Below are 19,769 nucleotides of genomic sequence, written 5' to 3' on the forward strand. Positions count from 1 at the left end.
TGATAAAAGATTGTCGATACTATGTTCTATAATAAATATGAATGAGCATTCAGTCAATAGATAATATGAAAGGGTTTTCATTTCCTATTATATACACCCGGCTAGTAAAATGAACCAATAATTTATTATGAATGTTCAAAGAATAACTGTGAATAATCATCTAAATTACTGGAGTGATCATAGAACTCCCCATTCTGCTCTTAGAATTTCGTCGAGCGATCATAGAACCCCGTGTTCCGCTCATAGAATTTCACTTCATTAAAAAAAGCACCACTCATCGTGGCGCTTCCATCTCTAAAGGAAAAACATATTGGCCGAAATGCAGCTTCAACGATTCAATCTGTTCCGGCCGAACGCCAATCAGCACGCAGCTCGCTGGTCCGCCTGAAACTTCAAGATCCACTTCAGCGGCCATTGAAATTTTCCGGCCGAATAAATGCTCCGCTTCCTTGGCAATGCCTTTCGAGCCGACCGGCCAAATTTGGGCAGCAAGCCTTTCTCTCAACGCTTCATAAATTTTTTTCATGTCCGCAATTTGTTCCCTTTTTTCCAGCACCTCTTTGCCGACCAAAGGCATCCCGTAAATAAACCATTGCAGGCTTTCGGAGTTTATTTCCTCGCGTCTCCTGCCGAGCATGGTCACCGCTAGACCCGACTGCAGCGTTTCCATATTGGTTTCAGAACTGCCGGCAATTTTAGGCGCTTCGATTCCAATTTCGGCGAACAGCTCATGGATTCCTTCTGCATACCGGTTCCACTGAGTTTCGCCGCTGAAGTTATGCAACAGGATCGCTTCCGGATCGCTTCCGGCTGCCCACTGCTCAAGCAGTGCCACCCGTGCAGCAAATTTAGCCGTAATTTTATCAGAAGCCGCCACCACATCGTGCGGTTTTTCTCCGATTGCTGCTGAGTTGTCGGATGTGATCACCCATTCCCCCATTTGCAATTCATGGCGCATTATAAAACCTTCTCTCCGACTTTATTCATAAACGGCAGAACGATTGCTGCTCCAACTGCATTAATAGTCGCAGCCATCAGCAGCCCCAGTACTGACGCATAGAAAAATGCCGGAGACAATAGAAAGTAAAATGGAATCGCCGCGAGTAACCCGTTGCAGATAATGAATACCGGCCATTTTAAGGCCGTTCTGTTTGCATTGTGCAGCTTGGCAAAAAGCCAGACCGCCGCCCACATTTCCAATGCAATGATAATATGGAAAGGTCCTAGTGGCATGCCGCCAAATAATGCAGAAAGTAAATGTCCGAAAGCTGCTACTGTTCCAGCAAGCGGTGCGGAAAGGAACAAAACTGCTACAAGAGCCGGCAAGGAATCGAGGGCAATCGATGCGATTCCGAGCGGGATTTTAATCATGCCGCCGATAGCCGATAAGCTGATGAACAAAGCAGCCAGCGTGATTTTGTTTGTCGATGGATTAGTCATTTTTCTTCGCACGTCCACCGTTCCTGAATACTTTCGCACTGCGGACGTATTCATTATCCGGAACCCCTGTCCGTGAATTGGCAACGCGCGCTGCAGCGAATAAATAATCCGACAAGCGGTTCAAATAGCGCTGGACGACCAGCGGAAAATCTTCCCCCACTTTCATCAATGTAACTGTCTGGCGTTCTGCCCGGCGCGTAATCGTACGGGCAATGTGGAGAGTCGCTGCTGCAGGCGTACCGCCAGGCAAAATGAATCGCTCCAATAGCGGCGGCTCTTCCATCAAATCATCAATGCGCGATTCCAGCACTTCCACCGGCTGTTCAGTCATTTTATATTGAGGCTCTTTGCGGACATCCGCCAAATCGCCGCCACAATCGAACAATTCGTTCTGAATCGCTTCCAGATCAGCCAGCAAATCTGCAAATTTCTCCGGATCAAGCTCCGTCATCGCCTTGCCAATAAATGAATTGACTTCATCAATCGTGCCGTAAGCTTCAATCCGCGGTGCATCTTTGTCAGCGCGAGCGCCTATCAAACTAGTCTGCCCTTTATCACCGGTTCTCGTATAAATTCTCATGTTCATCCGCCCCTTTGATTGTTTGTGGTATACCGTACCATATTCGTGTAATATGGTCTGCTTTCTTGAATAAATGCTGATACAGCCGGCCGATCACATCCCGCAGCTCCCGCTCCAACGGATCCACTGGGACGATGCCCCGGTTCATGTCGGTCAAAATCCAAATTTGCTGATTGATCGGCTGCAATGAAATGGCCTGCTCAATCCCTCTAGTAATATCTTTTTCATCTATTCCTTTGTCGAGCTGAGCTTTAACCCACTCCTCAATTCCGGCAATTACCAGAAAAGATGCAGCTTGGTCCGGCAACTTTCCTTCATACCAGACATATTTCCGATTCTCCAATAACTCTTTTACATATTGGCGTTTGCCGTTAAAGGCTCCACCGAACACGATATGCATGGCGCTCCCTCCTCGAATGCTTCTCGGCTTTGCCAGACCAGCGTATAGCAATGTCCGTGGAGTGCCATCTGCCGCTGAAAAGGCTGCCCACTTCCTTTGGCCAATAAATACCGGATCGGTCCGCCGTGGGCAACAATATAAAATTCATTGCCTTCTGGAAGAGACTGCACTGCGTCGTCCACCCTCTGCATGACTGTCATCAAACTTTCTCCGCCAGGAGGTGCCAGTTCGGCCGGATTATCAATCCAGTCCCTATAGTTCTGGGCGTCTTTCAATTCTTCATACGTTTTCATTTCCCAGTCCCCAAAATGGCATTCCCGAAAGTTTGGATCAGCGTGATAAATAGCGTTTGGAAAAAGGATTGCTGCCGTCTGGCGGCAACGTGCCAAATCGCTTCCCCAGACCTGCTGCACCGCCGTATTCTTTTTGCCGTCAAAAGGCACAATCGCTTCATCGGTCCAGCCGACGTATTGCTTCAAGCCATTTCCTTTTGTCGGTGCATGGCGAATCAGATGAACAATAAAAGCACTGTCCATAGCAGCAATTCAGCCCCTTCTATATAAGCTCCGAACAAATCTCCCGTCACGCCGCCAAACTGGCGCAGGCACCACTTCCGGTATAGCCAGAGACTCAACAGGAAAGCGGCGGCAAAAAGTGCCGCATTTACTGCACCTGCATAATAAACAAGAAACCCTGCTGCAATCAGCAGATAAAGGCAAGCCGCTAAAATCAGCCATTTGACATTGGCACGCTGGCGAAAAAAAGCGCCCAGTCCCGTTTTCTTTGCGGTCTTGGTAGTGCCGAATAGCATCAGCAAACCGATTCTTGAAAAAAAAGGAACCACAATAAGCAAAACCAGCGGAATTTTGTAGACTAGTTCTGACATAACAATGATTTTGCCAAGGACCGCGAACAATAAAACCATCGCACCAAAAGCGCCGATTCGCGGATCTTCTAAGATTTCAAGCCGCTTTTCCTTGTCCTGATACGAAAAATAAGCGTCGCCAACATCAGCGAGCCCGTCCAGATGCAAGCCGCCTGTCGCTGTTACTAAAAACAGCACAATCACGAACGCTGCAAGCAAGGAGCTCATTTCCGTATAATCCCTTAAGGCAAAAACAATTAACACAGAGATGCTCCCCATCAAGGCTCCCACCCATGGAAGCGACAGATACATTGCCGTTACGTCGTTCTTTTCAAGAGGCAGTTCTTTTTTCACTGGCACCACCGAGAAAAACTGAAAAGCCAAAGCCAAACCGTTTGCAAGATTCTTCCTCATTGGCTTGCCTCCACCATCCGCTCGACCGCTTGCCAGTCAATATGCTGTTTCACATGCTGCGCCCAGCGTCCAAAGCGGTCGATTTCTTGCTGGATTGGCGGCTCCGGCAGTTTTTTCATTTTCCGGAACGGCGCCAGAAAAGCACGGCGGCAGTCCGGGCTGTCAAAAAAGCCATGCAAATGGGTGCCAAGAATCCGGCCGCCTTGATAGCCTTCACTGCTCGTTTCGTAATAGATCAGTGGCGGATTTACCGGAGTCGATCTTCCAGTATGAATTTCATAGCCTGTTACAGCTATGCCCAACTTCTCAAAATGCGCCACGCCGGTGCGCCTTTGCACGAACTTTTCTTCAGTGAACTGCGTTTCCATGCCTGGAATAAAGCCTAAGCCTTGTTCAAGTCCCGCTTTCATGCCGTCATAGCCACAAGGGTCTGCCAGCCATTCCCCCAACATCTGAAAGCCGCCGCAGAGTCCTACGATCTTCGATTCATTTGGCAATGACTTTAGATGTTCTTGCAACTCTTGCTGCTTCCAATAACGTAAATCTGCAATTGTGCTTTTGGTCCCCGGAATGATGACAATGTCTGGAACACCCAAGTCTGCGACAAATTCCACCCAGCGGACAGATACATCCGGTTCGTTTAACAGCGCTTCGATGTCTGTAAAATTTGAAAGGTAAGGATGCTTCAATACTGCTATATCAATCGGCTGGCGAGAAGCGGTTTTCGCTAATTCAAGGACACCGAGCGAGTCTTCCTGTTCAATTGCGTGATTCGGTAAATACGGAATCACACCAAGAACCGGAATGCCTGTATAAGATTCCAAAAATCCTACACCGTCTTCAAATAACTCGATATCTCCACGGAATTTATTGATCAGCAGTCCTTTCACTCGCTCAGGATTCGGCATAAGTGCCAGTGTTCCAACGATTGAAGCAAAGACTCCGCCTCGTTCTATATCAGCCACTAAAATCACCGGCACATCGGCCCGCTCAGCAACAGCCATATTGACCAAATCGCGGTCATTCAAATTGACTTCTGCCGGGCTTCCCGCCCCTTCTATCACGATGTGAGTGAACTCTTTTGATAAATTCAACAGTGCCTGATCAATGGCGGCCAGCCCTTGTTCATAAAATTGGCTGCGGTAATCCATGCCGTCCATTGCCTCTAATTTCTTTCCGAACAGCACCACTTGGGATTTCATGCCACTTTCCGGTTTCAACAGAATCGGATTCATGTCTACGGTCGCGACAATGCCAGCAGCTTCAGCCTGCACGCCTTGTGACCGTCCTATTTCTTCCCCCAGTACCGTTACGTAAGAGTTATTCGACATGTTCTGTGATTTGAACGGTGCCACGCTATAGCCTTGATCGGCCAGCAGTCTGCAAAACGCTGTGCAAATCATGCTTTTTCCCACATCGGATGAAGTTCCTTGAATCATGATTCCGTGCATTTCATCACTTCCTTCTATAAGCGACTCCATTTTCCACTTCATATGCCTTGTCCGACTGAGCCACGAGCCATAGATGAATCTGGCCAAGCCATTGCTGATAGGCAGCATCCCGCACAAAATCATCCAATACTTCATTTGACACGATGACCAAAAGTTCTGTCTGATGTCGAATTTTCCGGATGGTTTCCTGTAAATACATCCATTTTTGTTCCATACAGTCTTTGCGGTCAGCGCAAGGTGCTCCTTGTTCCCAGCCTTCATATAACTCGTTGGCAAGCCAAGTGGTGACGCAATCCCACAGCACCGCATCTCCAGCACTAATTTCCGGAATAACTTTCTCCAAATGGAGCGGCTGCTCAATCGTTTTCCAGCCTTGATCTTTCCGGTCCTGCCGGTGGCGCTGAATCCGCTCTTCCATTTCCGCGTCATACGCCTGTCCGCTCGCCAGGTAGATTTTATTTTCGGCATCGGTTTTATAGATGAACTTTTCTGCCCAAGCGCTTTTGCCGCTGCGTACACCGCCACTGACAAATATCAATTGTCCCGCAGCCATTGTGTGATCGCCTCCCGCAGTTCTTGCATTTGGACAGCTGATTTCATGCCGATGCGGAACCAGTTCCCATCCATCCCTTTGAATGACCTAGTGTGCCGAAGAACGATTCCTTTTCTCAACATTTCATTAAAAAACACGTCCGGGGCTTTATCTGCCGGCAGCCGGAACGACAGAAAATTCACAGCGGAATCTGTCACCGCACAGCCTTTCTCTTCCAAAAAACGTGTCATGGACTCTCGCTCGATTCCTGCAGCCTCCACTACATGCACCCGATAAGCTTGCTGCTCCAAGCACCGGGCTCCAATTTGAGCTGAAATCGCATTCACATTCCAATGGGCTGCACCTCGTTTCAACTGCTTCAAAACTTTCGGTTCGCCGATTGCATAACCCAGCCGGAGGCCTGGTATGGCATACATCTTGGTCATTGACCGGACAATAATGATATGAGGTAAAGTTTTCTGCAGCGGAATCAGCGAAAATTTCTCTCCCGCGAAATCAATGAATGCTTCATCCAGGACCAGTTCACAGCCTGCATTCCGGCATTCTTCAGCGATTGACACCAGCACATGCTGTTGCAGTAAAAGTCCTGTCGGGTTATGTGGATTGCAGATATAAACAGCAGCACATCCTTTTAACGCCTGCACCAATTCTTCCAGCTGAAGGCGCCAGCCGCTTTCTTCTGTTAATTGGACCGCAACCACTTCCGCTCCTTCTGCCTCAAGCGTTTTACGGTATTCAGAAAAAGCCGGTTCAATCAACAACACCCGCTTGCCACGGTAACGGTGGGCCAGCCAAGTGAAAATTTCCGCTGCCCCGTTTCCCGCAATGACACGATCCGGTTCAACTCCGTGGAATTTTGCCGCTGCGCTTCGGAACGGTTCTCCGTCAGGGTCCGGATAATATTTAATTAATTCCTGCAGATATTTCCAAGTAGCATCAATAAATTCCGGCGGACCGAAAGGATGAACGTTCTCGCTAAAATCGAGAATCCATTCAGGCGCTTCCATTCTCAGCCGTTTATATAAAAGTTTCGGGTTCGCGCCATGGTCAGGCAAATTCAATGATCATCACTCCTATGGCAAAGAGAATATAAAACCAAATCGTTGCGATATGCATATGCTGAACTGCCTCTTTGATATGCTTGGCTTCCAGTTCATAAAAAGGTGTTCCCATGCGGGCGCGTTCTGAACGGACTCCTTTGTATGTATTGACACCGCCGAGTTCTATGCCCAGTTGAACGGCAGTTGCTGCTTCCAGCCAGCCGCTGTTCGGGCTTGGATGCTTGACGGCGTCCCGTGCCCATTCCGCAAAACGCTGACGCACCGTTAAATTTCGTTTGTTTTTGGTAGCCAGTAGAATCAGCGCCCCTGTCATGCGGCTTGGAATGAAATTCAAGGCATCATCCAGGCGTGCGGAGGCATAGCCAAACTGCGCAAACTCCTCATTTTTATAGCCCACCATCGAGTCGCAAGTATTGACTGCTTTATACAGCCATAACCCGGGTGCACCTAGCAAAAATGCCCAAAACAGTGGTGCCGTAATGCCGTCGCTCGTATTTTCTGATACGGTTTCGACAACACCGCGGGTAATTTCACTTTCATCTAAATTGGCGGTGTCACGCCCGACAATCCAGGACAACTTTTCCCTCGCCCGGCTCCAATCCTTTTGAATCAGCGGCTGGTAAACCTCTTCTGCCGCATCACGCAAGCTTTTTTGTGCAAGGCCGGAAGCGATTAAAAGTGTTTCGATGAGAAAGCCCAAACTCCAGTGAAGGGCATATGCTCCCGAAACCAATAGATAAGCCGTTCCAAAAGCTGCTACAACGGTGGCGAAGATGAGGGAAAAACCGTTGCGAAAAGCATTCGGAGGATGGTTCCACTTGGCTGTCAGCTTTAATATCAATGCTCCCAGCCACCGGACCGGATGTGGCCACCCATGCGGATCTCCGACAATCCGGTCGATTATGAGAGCAAGCCCAATGGCAAAAATGTGGCTGATCATGCCTTTTTCGCCTCACGGTATAAGCCGATTGCTTCCACCGTACATTCAAACACCCCTGCTCCGATCAACTTTCCAAGCTCGGTGATCGGGCCGGCATATGGCAAATGTTCACCCTGCTGCGTAGCAGCGACCAAACAGCTGTCAGTCGAAGTTCCTGTCGCTAATGTATTTGTCAGCGGATCCATTACACCTTCAAGATGAAGCGCTTTTGTTTTGGCTTCCGTAGCGGTAATCATCGCTTGGATAAAAGCTTCATCCGATAATTTGCCATTGACCATAATCCATGTATTGATTGTGCCAACTTGCACGGCACGTTCAAGTGCCTTCGAGACATCCACTGCGTTTCCAATTCCTGCAGTCACCGCAATGACGATGGAACCAAAAGAAGCCTTGTACTCCTTCACGATAGCATCCTGGGTTTGTACAGCAGTCATCATTCCGACAGTATCTGTAGGTTTAAAACCCAACTCTTCAATGAATCCTGTCATTTCCATCAAACTGTCATCGATATTATAATTCATGTCCACATGCCGATTAATGAATGTCCGGAACCAACCGGCTCCGGCATTGATTACCGCTGAAGATACGGTTTTCAAAGGAACTTCACTTTGGTAAAGTACCATATTCGGCGAAACTGCAAAGTCTTCTGCACGGATTGCCCATTCTTCTGTCTGCCGCTTTATTCCTGGAAGCAGCGTGACTTGCGGTTTTGGAAGCTCTGGATGTGGATGGTTGCTGACCCGCGTCCGGTATACGGCTTCAATATCCTGTTCCCGCACGACTTCATGCGGCTCCCCCATACGGATAATCTTGCCATGGTCCAGCAGCAATAGTTGATCGCAATACATGGACGCAATATTGATGTCATGGAAAATCGACACAACCGTCAATTCTTTTTCAATCGCTTGCTTTTTAATGGTATCAAGCAGTTCTTTTTGATGGTTGATGTCCAAATGGTTGGTCGGTTCATCGAGCAGCAGGATTTTCGCATTTTGGGCCAATGCTTGTGCCACGAAAACGCGCTGCTGCTCTCCTCCTGATAAGCGGTCGATTTGTGTATTCTCATAATGCGTGATGTTCATCAAGCGCATGGCTTCTGTTACAGCCATTTCATCTTCTTCAGACCAGGAAGAAAACCAGCCGCTTTGATGCGGATATCTTCCAAGCGATACCGTTTCACGGACCGTATGGGCAAATGCATGCGCATGAAGCTGTGGCAAAACGGCCATTTGCCTGGCAAGTTCTTTCGCTCCAAAATCAGTGATCGGCTTTTCTTCAATTTCAATTTTCCCGCTCTTTAAAGGCAGCACCCCACTGATTAATTTCATCATCGTGGATTTTCCGCTGCCGTTCGGCCCCAAAATCCCAAGCATCGAGCCTTTTGAAACTTGGAAAGAAACATCATCGACGATGTTCTTATCTCCGTATCCACCCATCAACTTTGTTATTTTCAACATATCAAGCCACTCCTTTCCGCTGCCGGAAAAAGATAAACGCAAAAACCGGTGCTCCGATAAATGCGGTAATTACCCCAATTGGCAATTCTGTCGGTGAAATGATCGTCCGTGACACCAAATCACAGATGATCAATAACGCGGCACCGTTGATAAAAGACAGCGGCAATACATGCCGATGATCCGAACCCCATACGAGCCGGGTCATATGCGGCACAACCAAGCCAACAAAGCCGATTGTTCCCGAAACCGCTACAGCCGCTCCAGTCAGAATGGATCCGCTGATGAGAATCATCATTTTCCTTTTTTTCACGTCGACTCCCAAATGCTGTGCCCGTTCTTCCCCGAACAGCATGGCATTCAACTCACGCCGGTTTAGCCAAAGCAAGAAGGATCCGATGAGGATAAACGGCAAGGCCATTTGCACATAGGGCCAGCCTCGCATCGATACACTGCCAAGAAGCCAGCCGATGATTTGCCGAAGCTCTTCTCCCGTCAGCGCTATCATCAAGGATATGACAGAACCGAGAAACGAACTGAAAATGATTCCTGTCAAAATGACAGTTTCCATTTTCATGGAACGATCGACCAATTTAGCAAAACCCATTACTGCGAACATCGTCAATAATGCACCCAGCATGCTCATTACCGGCAAAGTATAATTCCCTAAAAACGGGACTGAAATGCCGAAAAAGAGCGTCATCACAGCGCCGACTGAGGCACCGGATGACACTCCTAAAGTGTAAGGATCGGCCAGCGGGTTTTTAAGCAAGCCTTGGAATGCAGCACCGGCAATTGCCAGCGCTGCACCTACTAAACCTGCCAGAACCACGCGCGGCATCCGGATATTCCACAAAATATTGGCAGCTGTTTCATCCGACTCAGGGTTCCACAGCACTTCCGGCGAAATGGAAACCGTGCCGACCGTTACTCCCAGCAGTACAGCCCCTCCCAATAGAATGAAAGAGACGATATAGGCCAGGCTGTTTTTACTCACTGAAAACCTCAGGATAAACAGCTTGTGCCATTTCCATCAAGCCTTCTGTCAGGCGCGGGCCAGAACGGGTAACTTTATCCGAATCAACATTATAAACCGCATCTTCTTTGACTGCCGTCACTTCAGCAAAGCCGCTGCGCGCTTTGATTTTTTCAACCGCATCCGGCACGTAAGCACCTTCTGTTGACACAATCACATCCGGATTGGCTTCGACAATCGCTTCCGGGTCCATGCTGACCCATCCTTCCAGGTCACCAGCCGCGTTTTCCGCGTTGATGATGTCCAGCATTTCATCCATGAACGTTCCGCTGCCGGTTGTATAAATTTCCGGATCGCTGCCTACTTCAACAAATACTTTTTTGGGTTCTTCGATTTTGCCCGCTTGTTCTTCGATTTCATCTACTTGTGCTTCCATTTCAGAAACGAGTGCATCCGCTTCTTGCATTGTACCGGTTGCTTGTCCAATAATCGTCATTGTGTCATATACTTCGTCAAAACTTTGGGCTTCCTGGACGACATATACTTTAATGCCGGCATCACGCAATTGCTGAAGTCCAGCCTCGCCGACGCCCACACCTGATTCATGGGCCAATACCAAGTCCGGCTGCAAGCTGATGATTTTTTCAACATTAAATTCCTGCCCGCCGATTTTCTCAACAGTTGCAGCTTCTTCCGGATAATTATCAAAATCGGATACCCCGACCATTTTTTCTCCCAATCCGAGTTCATAAGCGATTTCTGTATTTGACGGCACCATGGAAACGATCGCTTTCGGTTCTTCTTCGATTACGACTTCTTCTCCCATTGCGTCCTTCATAGTTACTGGAAATTCAGTTTCTGCCACTTCTTTCGGCGGGTCTGCCGGTGTTTCCGCATTTTCTCCTGCAGGTGCCTCTTGTCCGCCGCATCCTGCTAACAGCATTGCTGCCACTCCTGCACTTGCTCCAAACTTCCAAAACTTCTTCATCTCGACATCCCCTTTTATAATATAAAAAATCTCCCACAGGCACTGCGGGAGATTGAAAGGACGACATAAAAAAACGTGTGCATCCAGCCGGTCCTCGCAGGCTTAGTGGGCGTTCTCATAAAGGCAGGTCTCCTGGCTTGTGATTATTGCTTGCTGCACCTTCCCAAAGCGTTGCTTCAGTGGCTTATTTGCAGATAGCTCTCACTTACAGTGGCGGGACCGCGCCGGAATCGAACCGGCTTCCCTTTTAACTCATGTTCTTAGACATAAGCACCTTTATGATTGAATTATCAAATTATCTTTATTATACACGAAATTCTTTTCGTGTCTCTTACATTTTGTCAGGAGCGGAAACTCCAACTAATTTCAGCGCATTAGCTAAAGTAGTTTTAACAGCTGTGATCAGCGCAAGGCGCGCAGTTGTCAGTTCCGCATTTGAAGCATCCAATACTTTATTGGCATTATAGAAACTGTGGAATTGAGCCGCCAATTCCTGGATATAAGTAGTCACGCGATGCGGCGCACGCAGTTTTGCAGCATCTGCCACAACTTGAGGGAAGTCACCGATTTTCTTCAGGACATCGATTTCTTTTTCCGAAGCCAGCAGATCTAAGTTATCTGTGGAAGCTAAGAATCCTTGCTCTTCCGCTTGGCGCAAAATCGAGCAGATTCGCGCATGGGCATATTGTGAATAATAAACCGGGTTTTCGTTGGATTGTGATACAGCCAGATCCAAGTCGAAGTCCATATGGGAGTCGCCTGAACGCATAGCGAAGAAATAACGCACTGCATCCAAGCCGACCAATTCAACCAGTTCACGCATCGTTACTGCTTTCCCGGTGCGTTTGCTCATCTTCATTTTTTCGCCGTCTTTGTACAGCTGAACCATCTGGATGATGCTCACTTCAAGCGTATCGCGATCATAGCCAAGCGCTTCAATCGCCGCTTTCATGCGCGGGATATAGCCGTGGTGATCAGCTCCCCAGATATTGATCAGCTTATCAAAACCACGGGACAATTTGTCTTCATGATAAGCGATATCCGGCAGCAAATACGTAAACGTACCGTCGTTCTTGATCAATACTCGGTCTTTGTCATCGCCGAATGTCGTCGAGCGGAACCAAGTCGCACCGTCTTCTTCGTAAATATGGCCGTTCTCGCGAAGCTTGTTCAGCGCAATTTCAATCTCGCCTTTTTCGTATAGAGAAGTTTCAGAGAACCAGCTGTCAAATTCAACACGGAAATCAGCCAGGTCTTGTTGCAATTTCGCCAGTTCCACTTTCAAGCCATGTTTGCGGAACGCTTCAAAACGTTCCTCTTTTGTAAGATGGACAAATTTATCGCCATGCTCTTTCACAAGATCTGCAGCGATGTCTTTGATATCCTGGCCGCGGTAGCCGTCTTCCGGCATATTCAATGGTTCGCCAAGCGCTTCAAAATAACGTGCTTCGATAGACAGCGCCAAATTGTTAATTTGGTTCCCGGCATCGTTGATATAGTATTCACGCGATACATCGTAACCGGCAACATCCAGTACGTTGCAAAGTGAATCGCCAACCGATGAACCGCGGGCATGCCCAAGGTGCAGGTCGCCTGTCGGATTGGCAGATACGAATTCGACTTGAATCCGCTGACCTTCCCCTGAATTGGTGCGGCCATAATTCTCTTTTTGCTCCAGGACAGTCTTAACTACGTCCAACAGATAATCTTTTTTGATCGTGATGTTAATAAACCCGGGTCCTGCAATATCCACTTTTTCGATATTCGCTGTTTCTTTGTCTAGATTTCCGACAATCGCTTCCGCAATGGCACGCGGCGCTTTTTTCGCTACACGCGCTAATTGCATCGCAATGTTTGTGGCGTAATCGCCGTTCGCTTTGTCTTTCGGTGATTCCAGGTAAACCTCGACTGGTTCAGGCGTCAATTCCGCTTTCTGAACCGCTTCACTGATTGCCAGTTTAATGGCGTGCTGTACTTTTTCTACTGCATTCATTTTTGACCCTCCATAAATTGGATTTCCATTTCATATTCTCCGGCATGAGCAGAGCCCATTGCCAGATCGTAGCGGACTTTAAAACGTGTATCGCTGATCGTCAGCTCATGGGCTTTTGTCGTCAGCATAAAAGTGCCTTGCTCATTTGTTAAATTCCCTGTTTGTTCTTTATGTAATAAAAACGGTAGCCGCATCTGCAGGCCGCCGCTTCTCATAATCACAGCTTCGTTTTCGCCGAGTTTTACTGTGGTCCGGATCAACAGCTCTTCCAGCTGCTCCTCGTACTGCAAGTAGCGCAGATCGTTTTTTATTGTCAGCGTGCCGTGTGACCACAACTCCATCAGCTGTTCTTCTGCGTCTGGCTGACGGATAATCGTCGTGAGTTTTATTTTCACAGCTTTTTGCATTCCGCCGCCTCCTTTATGTAATAGCAATAGCCTTTTTATTATAGCCCGATTCAAGGTTCTATTTCAATTTAAGTTTCATTTTATGCTCTGAAGGAATGGCATTGAAATTTGGCTAGACAAAAAACCACCCATTAGGAGTGGTTTCAAGAAGTCATTTTCATTTGATATACGTTTTCACAAAAGAAGGACGAGGAAAGATATTCGGCTTCTTATCGATTCCTTCAGACGTTCCCCGCTTCGCATGAGCGTGGCCGTAAGCCTGTGATTGCTGCCAGTCTGTAAACGACTTCTCGTCTTTCCATAACGTCAGGATGATGTACGTATCCGAATTGACAGGGCGCAACACGCGGATGGCCGCAAAGCCGGGCTCTTTCTCGACCATGCCCGCTCTATTTTGGAAACGCGATTCAAATAGCTCACGGCCTTCATCCGTTACCGGAATATTATTGAATACGGCATAATAGCCGTCGTTGATGTCACCGACAGCATTCAGCACCTGATACGCTTCAAATCCCTGCAAAGGAGCTCCGCCATCTGATTCATAAAGCAATACCGATTCCTCGCCGTCGACTAAATACACAAGCCGCGCATTCGCCATAGCTGCCAGGATTGCCACGCCCTGGTCCCGATGACCAGTCCATTTGTATAGTTCCATTGTCAGCACCTCTTCCAGTTAATGTTTCTTTCTTATCTTACCGTTTTTAATGGAGAGATTCTATTTTCGGGGCGCTATGGTCAGTTATTGTGGTTCTATGATCACTCGGTGGAGTTCTATGATCAGTTTTCGCGGTTCTATGATCACTCATGGCCTCTCTATGATCACTCAACGTATTTCTATGATCATTCGCCTGTTTCACACAGTTTTTTAGTTTAAAAAAGTTAAAGCCGGCCTGGAAAATTCCAGACCGGCTTTTTTTATTAGAGATTGGCGGAAAAAGCGTTTCCGCTTTTCTTATTGTCCAGCTTCGGCGATCAAACCTTTGGGTCATAAGCCGTTCCGACTGTGTGATAAAGTGCACCACTTCGCCGGCCCGTCTTATGCCCGTCAGGTTTTGCACGATCGCCTCCGCTTTTCTTATTTCACCCAGCCCAAAATCATTTCGCGAATCAACTTGCTTGCCGTATTGGCAGTTTGATCCGAATGATCATAAACTGGACATACTTCAACAAGGTCAAAGCCGACAACGTTGATATCCGACGCTGCGATTGCGTGGATGGATGCGAGCAGCTCACGTGAAGTAATGCCGCCTGCATCAACCGTGCCAGTTCCTGGCGCATGCGCCGGGTCGAGTACATCGATGTCGATCGTGACATATACCGGACGTCCGGCAAGAGTCGGCAAAACTTCTTTCAGCGGCTCCAGCACTTCGAATTTCGAAATGTGCATGCCTTGCTCTTTTGCCCATTCAAATTCTTCTTTCATACCGGAACGGATGCCAAATGAATAGACGTTTGTCGGCCCGATATGGTCTGCAATTTTGCGGATCGGCGTGGAATGTGAATATTCTTCACCTTCGTAGTTTTCACGAAGGTCCGTGTGCGCGTCAAAATGGATAATCGCCAAATCTTTGTATTTGCTTGCCACTGCTCTCATGACCGGCAATGATACTAAGTGCTCGCCGCCCATACCCATTGGAATTTTGCCATCAGCAAGAAGTGTGTGGACATAGGTTTCTATTTCAAGCAAGGATTTTTCCGGATTGCCGAACGGCAAGGGAATATCTCCGGCGTCAAAGAATTTCACATCGTCGAGCTCCCGGTCCAGATACGGGCTGTACTCTTCCAAACCGATAGATACTTCACGTATTTTGTTTGGGCCGAAGCGTGAACCCGGGCGGTAACTTACCGTCCAATCCATTGGCATGCCGTAAAGCACTGCTTTGGATTCTTCGTAATTCGGATGGCTTTTGATGAAAACTTTTCCTGAATATGTCTCGTCAAATCTCATCGTTTATTCGCCTGCCATATCTTTCACGAATTTTGGCAATACGAATGCCGCATTGTGCAATTCTTTTGTATAATACTTTGTTTCGATGTCATGGAAACGCTCAGCTGGCACTTCCAATGGATTGTATTTTTTCGAACCGATTGTGAATGCCCACAGACCGCTCGGGTAAGTCGGGATATTCGCCAAATACAATTTCGTGATCGGGAAAATTTCCTTTACATCTTTTTGTACTTGTTCGATCAATTCTGCTTTGAACCAAGGGTTGTCAGACTGTGCGACGAAAATGCCGTCTTCTTTCAATGCGCGGGAAATCCCTGCGTAAAAGCCTTTAGTGAACAAGTTTACTGCTGGGCCCACTGGTTCAGTTGAATCAACCATGATGACATCGTATTTGTTTTCGGACTCCGCAATGTGCATAAAGCCGTCTCCGACAATCACTTCAACACGTGCATCTTCAAGGCCTGATGCGATTGAAGGCAAGAATTTTTTCGAGTACTCGATCACTTTGCCGTCAATATCGACAAGTGTCGCTTTTTTAACAGAAGGATGCTTGAGCACTTCACGGATCACTCCGCCGTCTCCGCCGCCAACAACCAGAACGTTCTCTGGATTAGGATGAGTAAACAATGGAACGTGCGCCACCATTTCATGATAAACGAATTCATCTTTTTCAGACGTCATAACCATGCCGTCAAGGAAGAGCATATTGCCCCATTCAGCCGTTTCTGCCATCTCCAAGTATTGGAAATCCGTTTGCTCGGTGTGAAGCGTTTTATTGATTTTCATCGTAATCCCGAAATTCTCGGTTTGTTTTTCTGTATACCAAAATCCTGCCATCTATAATCAAACTCCTTTTCCCGTCATTTTAAAACTACTTAAAAAAGTATAATTCTTTTTAATGAAAGTGCAATAAATTTTTCGCGCTTTAAAGGTCCGTAGGGTTTCCGCTTTTCGAGCGGAATACCACGGGCCTTAAAAGCCCGATTGGATCAACTAGCAATCAGGGAGGTACAACTTCCCTGATTGAGTTTCTCTTTATCGCGCTTAAAGGTCCGTAGGGTCTCCGTTTTTCGAGCGGAAAACCACGGGCCTTAAAAACCCGGTTGGATCAACTAGCAATCAGGGAGATACAACTTCCCTAGTTGAGTTTCTCTATGCATAGTCCTCTTTACCCGATGCAATTCTTAATATGCCCGAAATAAAAAGGTTTTCTGTACTGGGAATCTTTCCCTTCACAGAAAACCCTTTTATCCTGATAGCGCGGAGAAAGAGACATGAGGCATTGGGCTTGGGTTTTCTCACAATGGCTCACGGCACTTGCCCGCATTTCAGGTGTCCTAGCTTTCTATTTAAAAGCTGTAGTTATAGTTTACTTCCTTTTTTGGCCAACTTCAACCGCCTGTCGAAAGCATTTCCAAATGTCACAATTCGTACAAATCCTATTTTTATTATACATCCAGCCCTTGACGAAGTTGTTCAGTACTGCGTTCCCACAATTCGAGATTGTGTTTTTTCAAGTATTCTGCCAAAACCCGTTTAGAAGCTTCATCCATATGGTCAATGATAATTTTCCGTTTCATCGACTTGTCCATTAAATTGACGTGGTCAGCTAAAATTTTATAACCCCGGCGTTTTTCGCGATTAACGACCATTTCGCAAGCCGTTACTCCAGCGTAATAAGGGCCTTGCGGATTGAAATCGATGGTAATCCACACCAGCCAATACGGTTTGCCTCCGGCTGAATCTTCCCGGTTCACAGTGAATTTAATGCCGCGTTCCACTTCGCTGCGTGCATGCATCGCGCCAATGTCAACAAATGCTTCGCCTTCTTCTATGTCAATAAAAAGCGGAGATACGTTTTCCAAAGACAGTGAACCTATGCCATAGCCTTTATGGCCGTCTGTCGGAGCGTTCTTGATGATTGTGAATCCCACTTTTTGTTTTGGTTTTTCTTCATTTGCCATGTGTACATTCCTCCCGTTCTGATATGATTGATGTATCTTTAAAAAAGGAGCTGTAACTATTATGCCATACGTAACTGTCAAAATGCTCGAAGGCCGCACAGAAGATCAAAAGCGTGCATTGGTCGAGAAAGTAACTGAAGCGGTATCCGAAACCACTGGTGCTCCAGTTGAAAACGTAGTCGTCTTTATTGAAGATATGAAGAAAACCGACTACGGCGTTAAAGGTAAGCTATTTAGTGATATCTAAAGAAAAGCGCAGGTGATCTAGCAAAAAGTGACGGGCATAAGACGGGCCGGCGAAGTGGTGCACTTTACCACACAGTCGGAACGGCTTATGACCCAAAGGTTTGATCGCCGGAGCTGGACAATAAGAAAAGCGGAAGTGCCCGTCCAGCTCTGACAAGCGCTGGACGTCTGGCCAGTAATGGCGGTCTTTACCATTGCAGGCCAGTCTGAAGCGACTCGAGGAGCTGGGCACTTGATAGGTCCACGAATATATAAAAACTCCCTTAAGGGAGTTTTTTCAATTGGCCCAATTCGTCAATAAACCCGAACGCCTCTTCTATTTCGACTGCAGTAAAGTTCAACTTCGCTTTCACAATATGAAGCTTTTCAATTTGTTCAGCTCGTTCCAGGTGATCAAAATATAGAAGAGTAGCGGTCAATTCCAAAAAACGGCCGCTTTTTTCCTTTAGTCGAGCAGCAACTTCGGGATTCTCCAGCACCGATTCTTTCAATGTACTTCGGAAATCTGTTCCTTCCTGGGTAACATTGTATTTGTAACGCACATAAGATCCTTTGTCTTCCAGTTCTTCTGCCAAAAAGCCCATATCGCATAATTCTTCAATGCGGGCCGTCAACTCCTCTGAATATGGACCATAAATATGGAATTCATATTTCTCTTGAAACGGTAAACCTATCTTTTTTAAAATATAAATCATTTTCTGTAATTTCTTGCGTCCGGTGATCCCTTCCGCTGTGGCGATGAAATCCACAATTTTTGCGTGTTCCTGGAGCAACTATACCCCTCCTTTTCTAAGCATTTCCAGTATCTTCTGTTTGGCAGCTTTCTTTTTGCCATCTATTAATAATTCCGCCGGGAAATACAATTTGTAATCTGTTCTTCGTTTGCCTGAAATTGCATCGACAATCTGTGACTGCCGGGATAATTCCTTGATTTCACCTGTAGGCATCAGCAAATGGATCGGCAAACGTTCTTCTTCTTCGCCGGGACGGTAAAAATCATATGGCAAATCGGATGTGGAATCATCAACCAAATAATATTCCGGGTCGATGCCCGCATCCTCGAACAACTGAGCAAGCTCCCCAAGTTTCCGGTAATCTTTGCCGGGATCAAAATCCACATATTGAAACAGCCGGCGATTGACAAACCGGTCACTCAAATCCGAAAGAATCGGATCACGCTCTGTCATCCATAGCTGGAAATAAGTCATCAGGACTCCTTCGTCAAGCGCTAAATAATCTTTCAACTCAAAAGTACGATTGAAAAATGCCATGAAATGCGTCGGCGGCTGCTTGAATTTATAACCGTTCTCACTCAGCTGTTTGGCACGCTGCAAAATTTTCCGCAGGATCACTTCTGCACTGCGGGCTACCGGATGGAAATAAACCTGCCAGTACATTTGGTAGCGGCTCATGATGTAATCTTCAACTGCGTGCATGCCACTTGACTTGATCACTACTTGATCATCCAACGGACGCATGACACGAAGAATTCGTTCCATATCAAAATGGCCGTAGGAAACACCGGTATAATAGGCATCGCGCTGCAAATAATCCATGCGGTCTGCATCAATTTGGCTGGATATCAAAGAAACGACTTGTTTATTGGCATATGTCTTGGCTATTACTTCTGCCACTTTCTTCGGAAAGTCTTCGCCGACTTTTAACAGGATCTGGTTGACTTCTGTATCGCCAAGCAAAATTTCCCGTGTAAATTCTTCGTGGTCCACATGGAACACTTTTTCAAATGAATGGGAAAATGGCCCGTGGCCCAGATCGTGAAGAAGCGCAGCGCATAACACCACTAGCCGTTCGTCTTCATCCCATTCGGGCCGTCCATGGAAAATATCATCTGAAATTCTTCGGACGATTTCGTAGACGCCAAGCGAATGGCTAAAGCGGCTGTGTTCAGCTCCGTGAAATACTAAATAAGAGGTGCCAAGCTGTTTGATGCGCCGAAGACGCTGGAATTCACGTGAATTCACCAGGTCCCAAATCACTTGGTCGCGCACATGTATGTATCGGTGAACCGGATCTTTGAAAACTTTTTCTTCAGCTAATTTCTGTGTCGCATAGCTCACGGGCGCACCTC

General features: G+C 47.1%; 22 protein-coding genes and 1 riboswitch. Of the genes, 1 reads left to right on the plus strand and 21 read right to left on the minus strand.

Going from position 1 to position 19,769, the window contains the following annotated elements; genetic code table 11:
• Window positions 1-274 precede the first annotated feature (274 nt).
• From QWY16_RS15585 to QWY16_RS15675, 19 genes are all read right to left on the minus strand, one after another.
• A complete protein-coding gene (locus QWY16_RS15585) occupies window positions 275-958 on the minus strand; it encodes an alpha-ribazole-5-phosphate synthase (protein ID WP_300990145.1) in 684 nt (227 codons plus the stop codon).
• Window positions 958-1,440: an ECF transporter S component gene (locus QWY16_RS15590; RefSeq protein WP_300990146.1), complete on the minus strand. Its 483-nt coding sequence runs from the start codon at window positions 1,438-1,440 to the stop codon at window positions 958-960. The genes QWY16_RS15585 and QWY16_RS15590 overlap by 1 nt, the downstream gene beginning before the upstream one ends.
• Window positions 1,433-2,020 carry a cob(I)yrinic acid a,c-diamide adenosyltransferase gene (locus QWY16_RS15595; protein WP_300990147.1) on the minus strand — a complete coding sequence of 196 codons (588 nt, stop codon included), beginning with the start codon at window positions 2,018-2,020 and terminating at the stop codon, window positions 1,433-1,435. The genes QWY16_RS15590 and QWY16_RS15595 overlap by 8 nt, the downstream gene beginning before the upstream one ends.
• Entirely contained in the window at window positions 1,995-2,420 is a 426-nt protein-coding gene (locus tag QWY16_RS15600) for a bifunctional adenosylcobinamide kinase/adenosylcobinamide-phosphate guanylyltransferase (protein ID WP_300990148.1), read from the minus strand. The genes QWY16_RS15595 and QWY16_RS15600 overlap by 26 nt, the downstream gene beginning before the upstream one ends.
• Window positions 2,372-2,956, minus strand: a complete 585-nt coding sequence (locus QWY16_RS15605) for a histidine phosphatase family protein (RefSeq protein ID WP_300990149.1) — start codon at window positions 2,954-2,956, stop codon at window positions 2,372-2,374. Before QWY16_RS15605 ends, QWY16_RS15600 begins: the two co-directional genes overlap by 49 nt.
• Window positions 2,929-3,699: an adenosylcobinamide-GDP ribazoletransferase gene (cobS, locus tag QWY16_RS15610; RefSeq protein ID WP_300990150.1), complete on the minus strand. Its 771-nt coding sequence runs from the start codon at window positions 3,697-3,699 to the stop codon at window positions 2,929-2,931. Before cobS ends, QWY16_RS15605 begins: the two co-directional genes overlap by 28 nt.
• Window positions 3,696-5,150, minus strand: coding sequence for a cobyric acid synthase (locus QWY16_RS15615; RefSeq protein WP_300993476.1), 1,455 nt, complete (start codon window positions 5,148-5,150; stop codon window positions 3,696-3,698). The genes cobS and QWY16_RS15615 overlap by 4 nt, the downstream gene beginning before the upstream one ends.
• 4 nt (window positions 5,151-5,154) lie before the next feature.
• A complete protein-coding gene (locus QWY16_RS15620) occupies window positions 5,155-5,703 on the minus strand; it encodes a bifunctional adenosylcobinamide kinase/adenosylcobinamide-phosphate guanylyltransferase (RefSeq protein ID WP_300990151.1) in 549 nt (182 codons plus the stop codon).
• Entirely contained in the window at window positions 5,685-6,764 is a 1,080-nt protein-coding gene (cobD, locus tag QWY16_RS15625) for a threonine-phosphate decarboxylase CobD (RefSeq protein ID WP_300990152.1), read from the minus strand. Before cobD ends, QWY16_RS15620 begins: the two co-directional genes overlap by 19 nt.
• The gene (gene cbiB, locus QWY16_RS15630; protein WP_300990153.1) at window positions 6,751-7,704 is read right to left on the minus strand and encodes an adenosylcobinamide-phosphate synthase CbiB; all 954 of its coding nucleotides are present in this window, start codon (window positions 7,702-7,704) and stop codon (window positions 6,751-6,753) included. The genes cobD and cbiB overlap by 14 nt, the downstream gene beginning before the upstream one ends.
• Window positions 7,701-9,161 carry an adenosylcobinamide amidohydrolase gene (locus QWY16_RS15635; RefSeq protein ID WP_300990154.1) on the minus strand — a complete coding sequence of 487 codons (1,461 nt, stop codon included), beginning with the start codon at window positions 9,159-9,161 and terminating at the stop codon, window positions 7,701-7,703. Before QWY16_RS15635 ends, cbiB begins: the two co-directional genes overlap by 4 nt.
• A 1-nt stretch (window position 9,162) precedes the next feature.
• Window positions 9,163-10,140 (minus strand): FecCD family ABC transporter permease, encoded by a 978-nt coding sequence (locus tag QWY16_RS15640; RefSeq protein WP_436837195.1) that lies wholly within the window; start codon window positions 10,138-10,140, stop codon window positions 9,163-9,165.
• A 7-nt stretch (window positions 10,141-10,147) separates the two neighbouring features.
• Window positions 10,148-11,122 carry an ABC transporter substrate-binding protein gene (locus QWY16_RS15645; protein ID WP_300990156.1) on the minus strand — a complete coding sequence of 325 codons (975 nt, stop codon included), beginning with the start codon at window positions 11,120-11,122 and terminating at the stop codon, window positions 10,148-10,150.
• Window positions 11,123-11,227: 105 nt separating this feature from the next.
• Window positions 11,228-11,415, minus strand: a riboswitch (cobalamin riboswitch).
• Between the two features lie 38 nt (window positions 11,416-11,453).
• Window positions 11,454-13,115: an arginine--tRNA ligase gene (gene argS, locus QWY16_RS15650; RefSeq protein ID WP_300990157.1), complete on the minus strand. Its 1,662-nt coding sequence runs from the start codon at window positions 13,113-13,115 to the stop codon at window positions 11,454-11,456.
• Window positions 13,112-13,522 (minus strand): YwiB family protein, encoded by a 411-nt coding sequence (locus QWY16_RS15655; RefSeq protein WP_300990158.1) that lies wholly within the window; start codon window positions 13,520-13,522, stop codon window positions 13,112-13,114. The genes argS and QWY16_RS15655 overlap by 4 nt, the downstream gene beginning before the upstream one ends.
• Window positions 13,523-13,679: 157 nt before the next feature.
• Window positions 13,680-14,177 (minus strand): antibiotic biosynthesis monooxygenase family protein, encoded by a 498-nt coding sequence (locus tag QWY16_RS15660; RefSeq protein ID WP_300990159.1) that lies wholly within the window; start codon window positions 14,175-14,177, stop codon window positions 13,680-13,682.
• Window positions 14,178-14,597: 420 nt separating this feature from the next.
• The gene (speB, locus tag QWY16_RS15665) at window positions 14,598-15,470 is read right to left on the minus strand and encodes an agmatinase (RefSeq protein WP_300990160.1); all 873 of its coding nucleotides are present in this window, start codon (window positions 15,468-15,470) and stop codon (window positions 14,598-14,600) included.
• Between the two features lie 3 nt (window positions 15,471-15,473).
• Window positions 15,474-16,307: a spermidine synthase gene (gene speE, locus QWY16_RS15670; RefSeq protein WP_300990161.1), complete on the minus strand. Its 834-nt coding sequence runs from the start codon at window positions 16,305-16,307 to the stop codon at window positions 15,474-15,476.
• 611 nt (window positions 16,308-16,918) lie between these two features.
• On the minus strand, window positions 16,919-17,434 hold the full coding sequence (locus QWY16_RS15675; RefSeq protein WP_300990162.1) for a YwhD family protein: 516 nt from the start codon (window positions 17,432-17,434) through the stop codon (window positions 16,919-16,921).
• Window positions 17,435-17,495: 61 nt separating this feature from the next.
• On the opposite strand from QWY16_RS15675, the gene thmT reads away from it, so the two are divergent.
• Window positions 17,496-17,681, plus strand: coding sequence for a 2-hydroxymuconate tautomerase (gene thmT / locus QWY16_RS15680; RefSeq protein ID WP_052650641.1), 186 nt, complete (start codon window positions 17,496-17,498; stop codon window positions 17,679-17,681).
• A gap of 262 nt (window positions 17,682-17,943) precedes the next feature.
• Here thmT and QWY16_RS15685 read toward each other — a convergent pair whose 3' ends face one another.
• A complete protein-coding gene (locus QWY16_RS15685; RefSeq protein WP_300990163.1) occupies window positions 17,944-18,453 on the minus strand; it encodes a YwgA family protein in 510 nt (169 codons plus the stop codon).
• Window positions 18,454-19,758, minus strand: coding sequence for an HD domain-containing protein (locus QWY16_RS15690; RefSeq protein WP_300990164.1), 1,305 nt, complete (start codon window positions 19,756-19,758; stop codon window positions 18,454-18,456).
• Between the last annotated feature and the right edge of the window lie 11 nt (window positions 19,759-19,769).

This window comes from Planococcus shenhongbingii, from assembly GCF_030413635.1.
In the GTDB taxonomy this organism is placed as follows: domain Bacteria; phylum Bacillota; class Bacilli; order Bacillales_A; family Planococcaceae; genus Planococcus; species Planococcus shenhongbingii.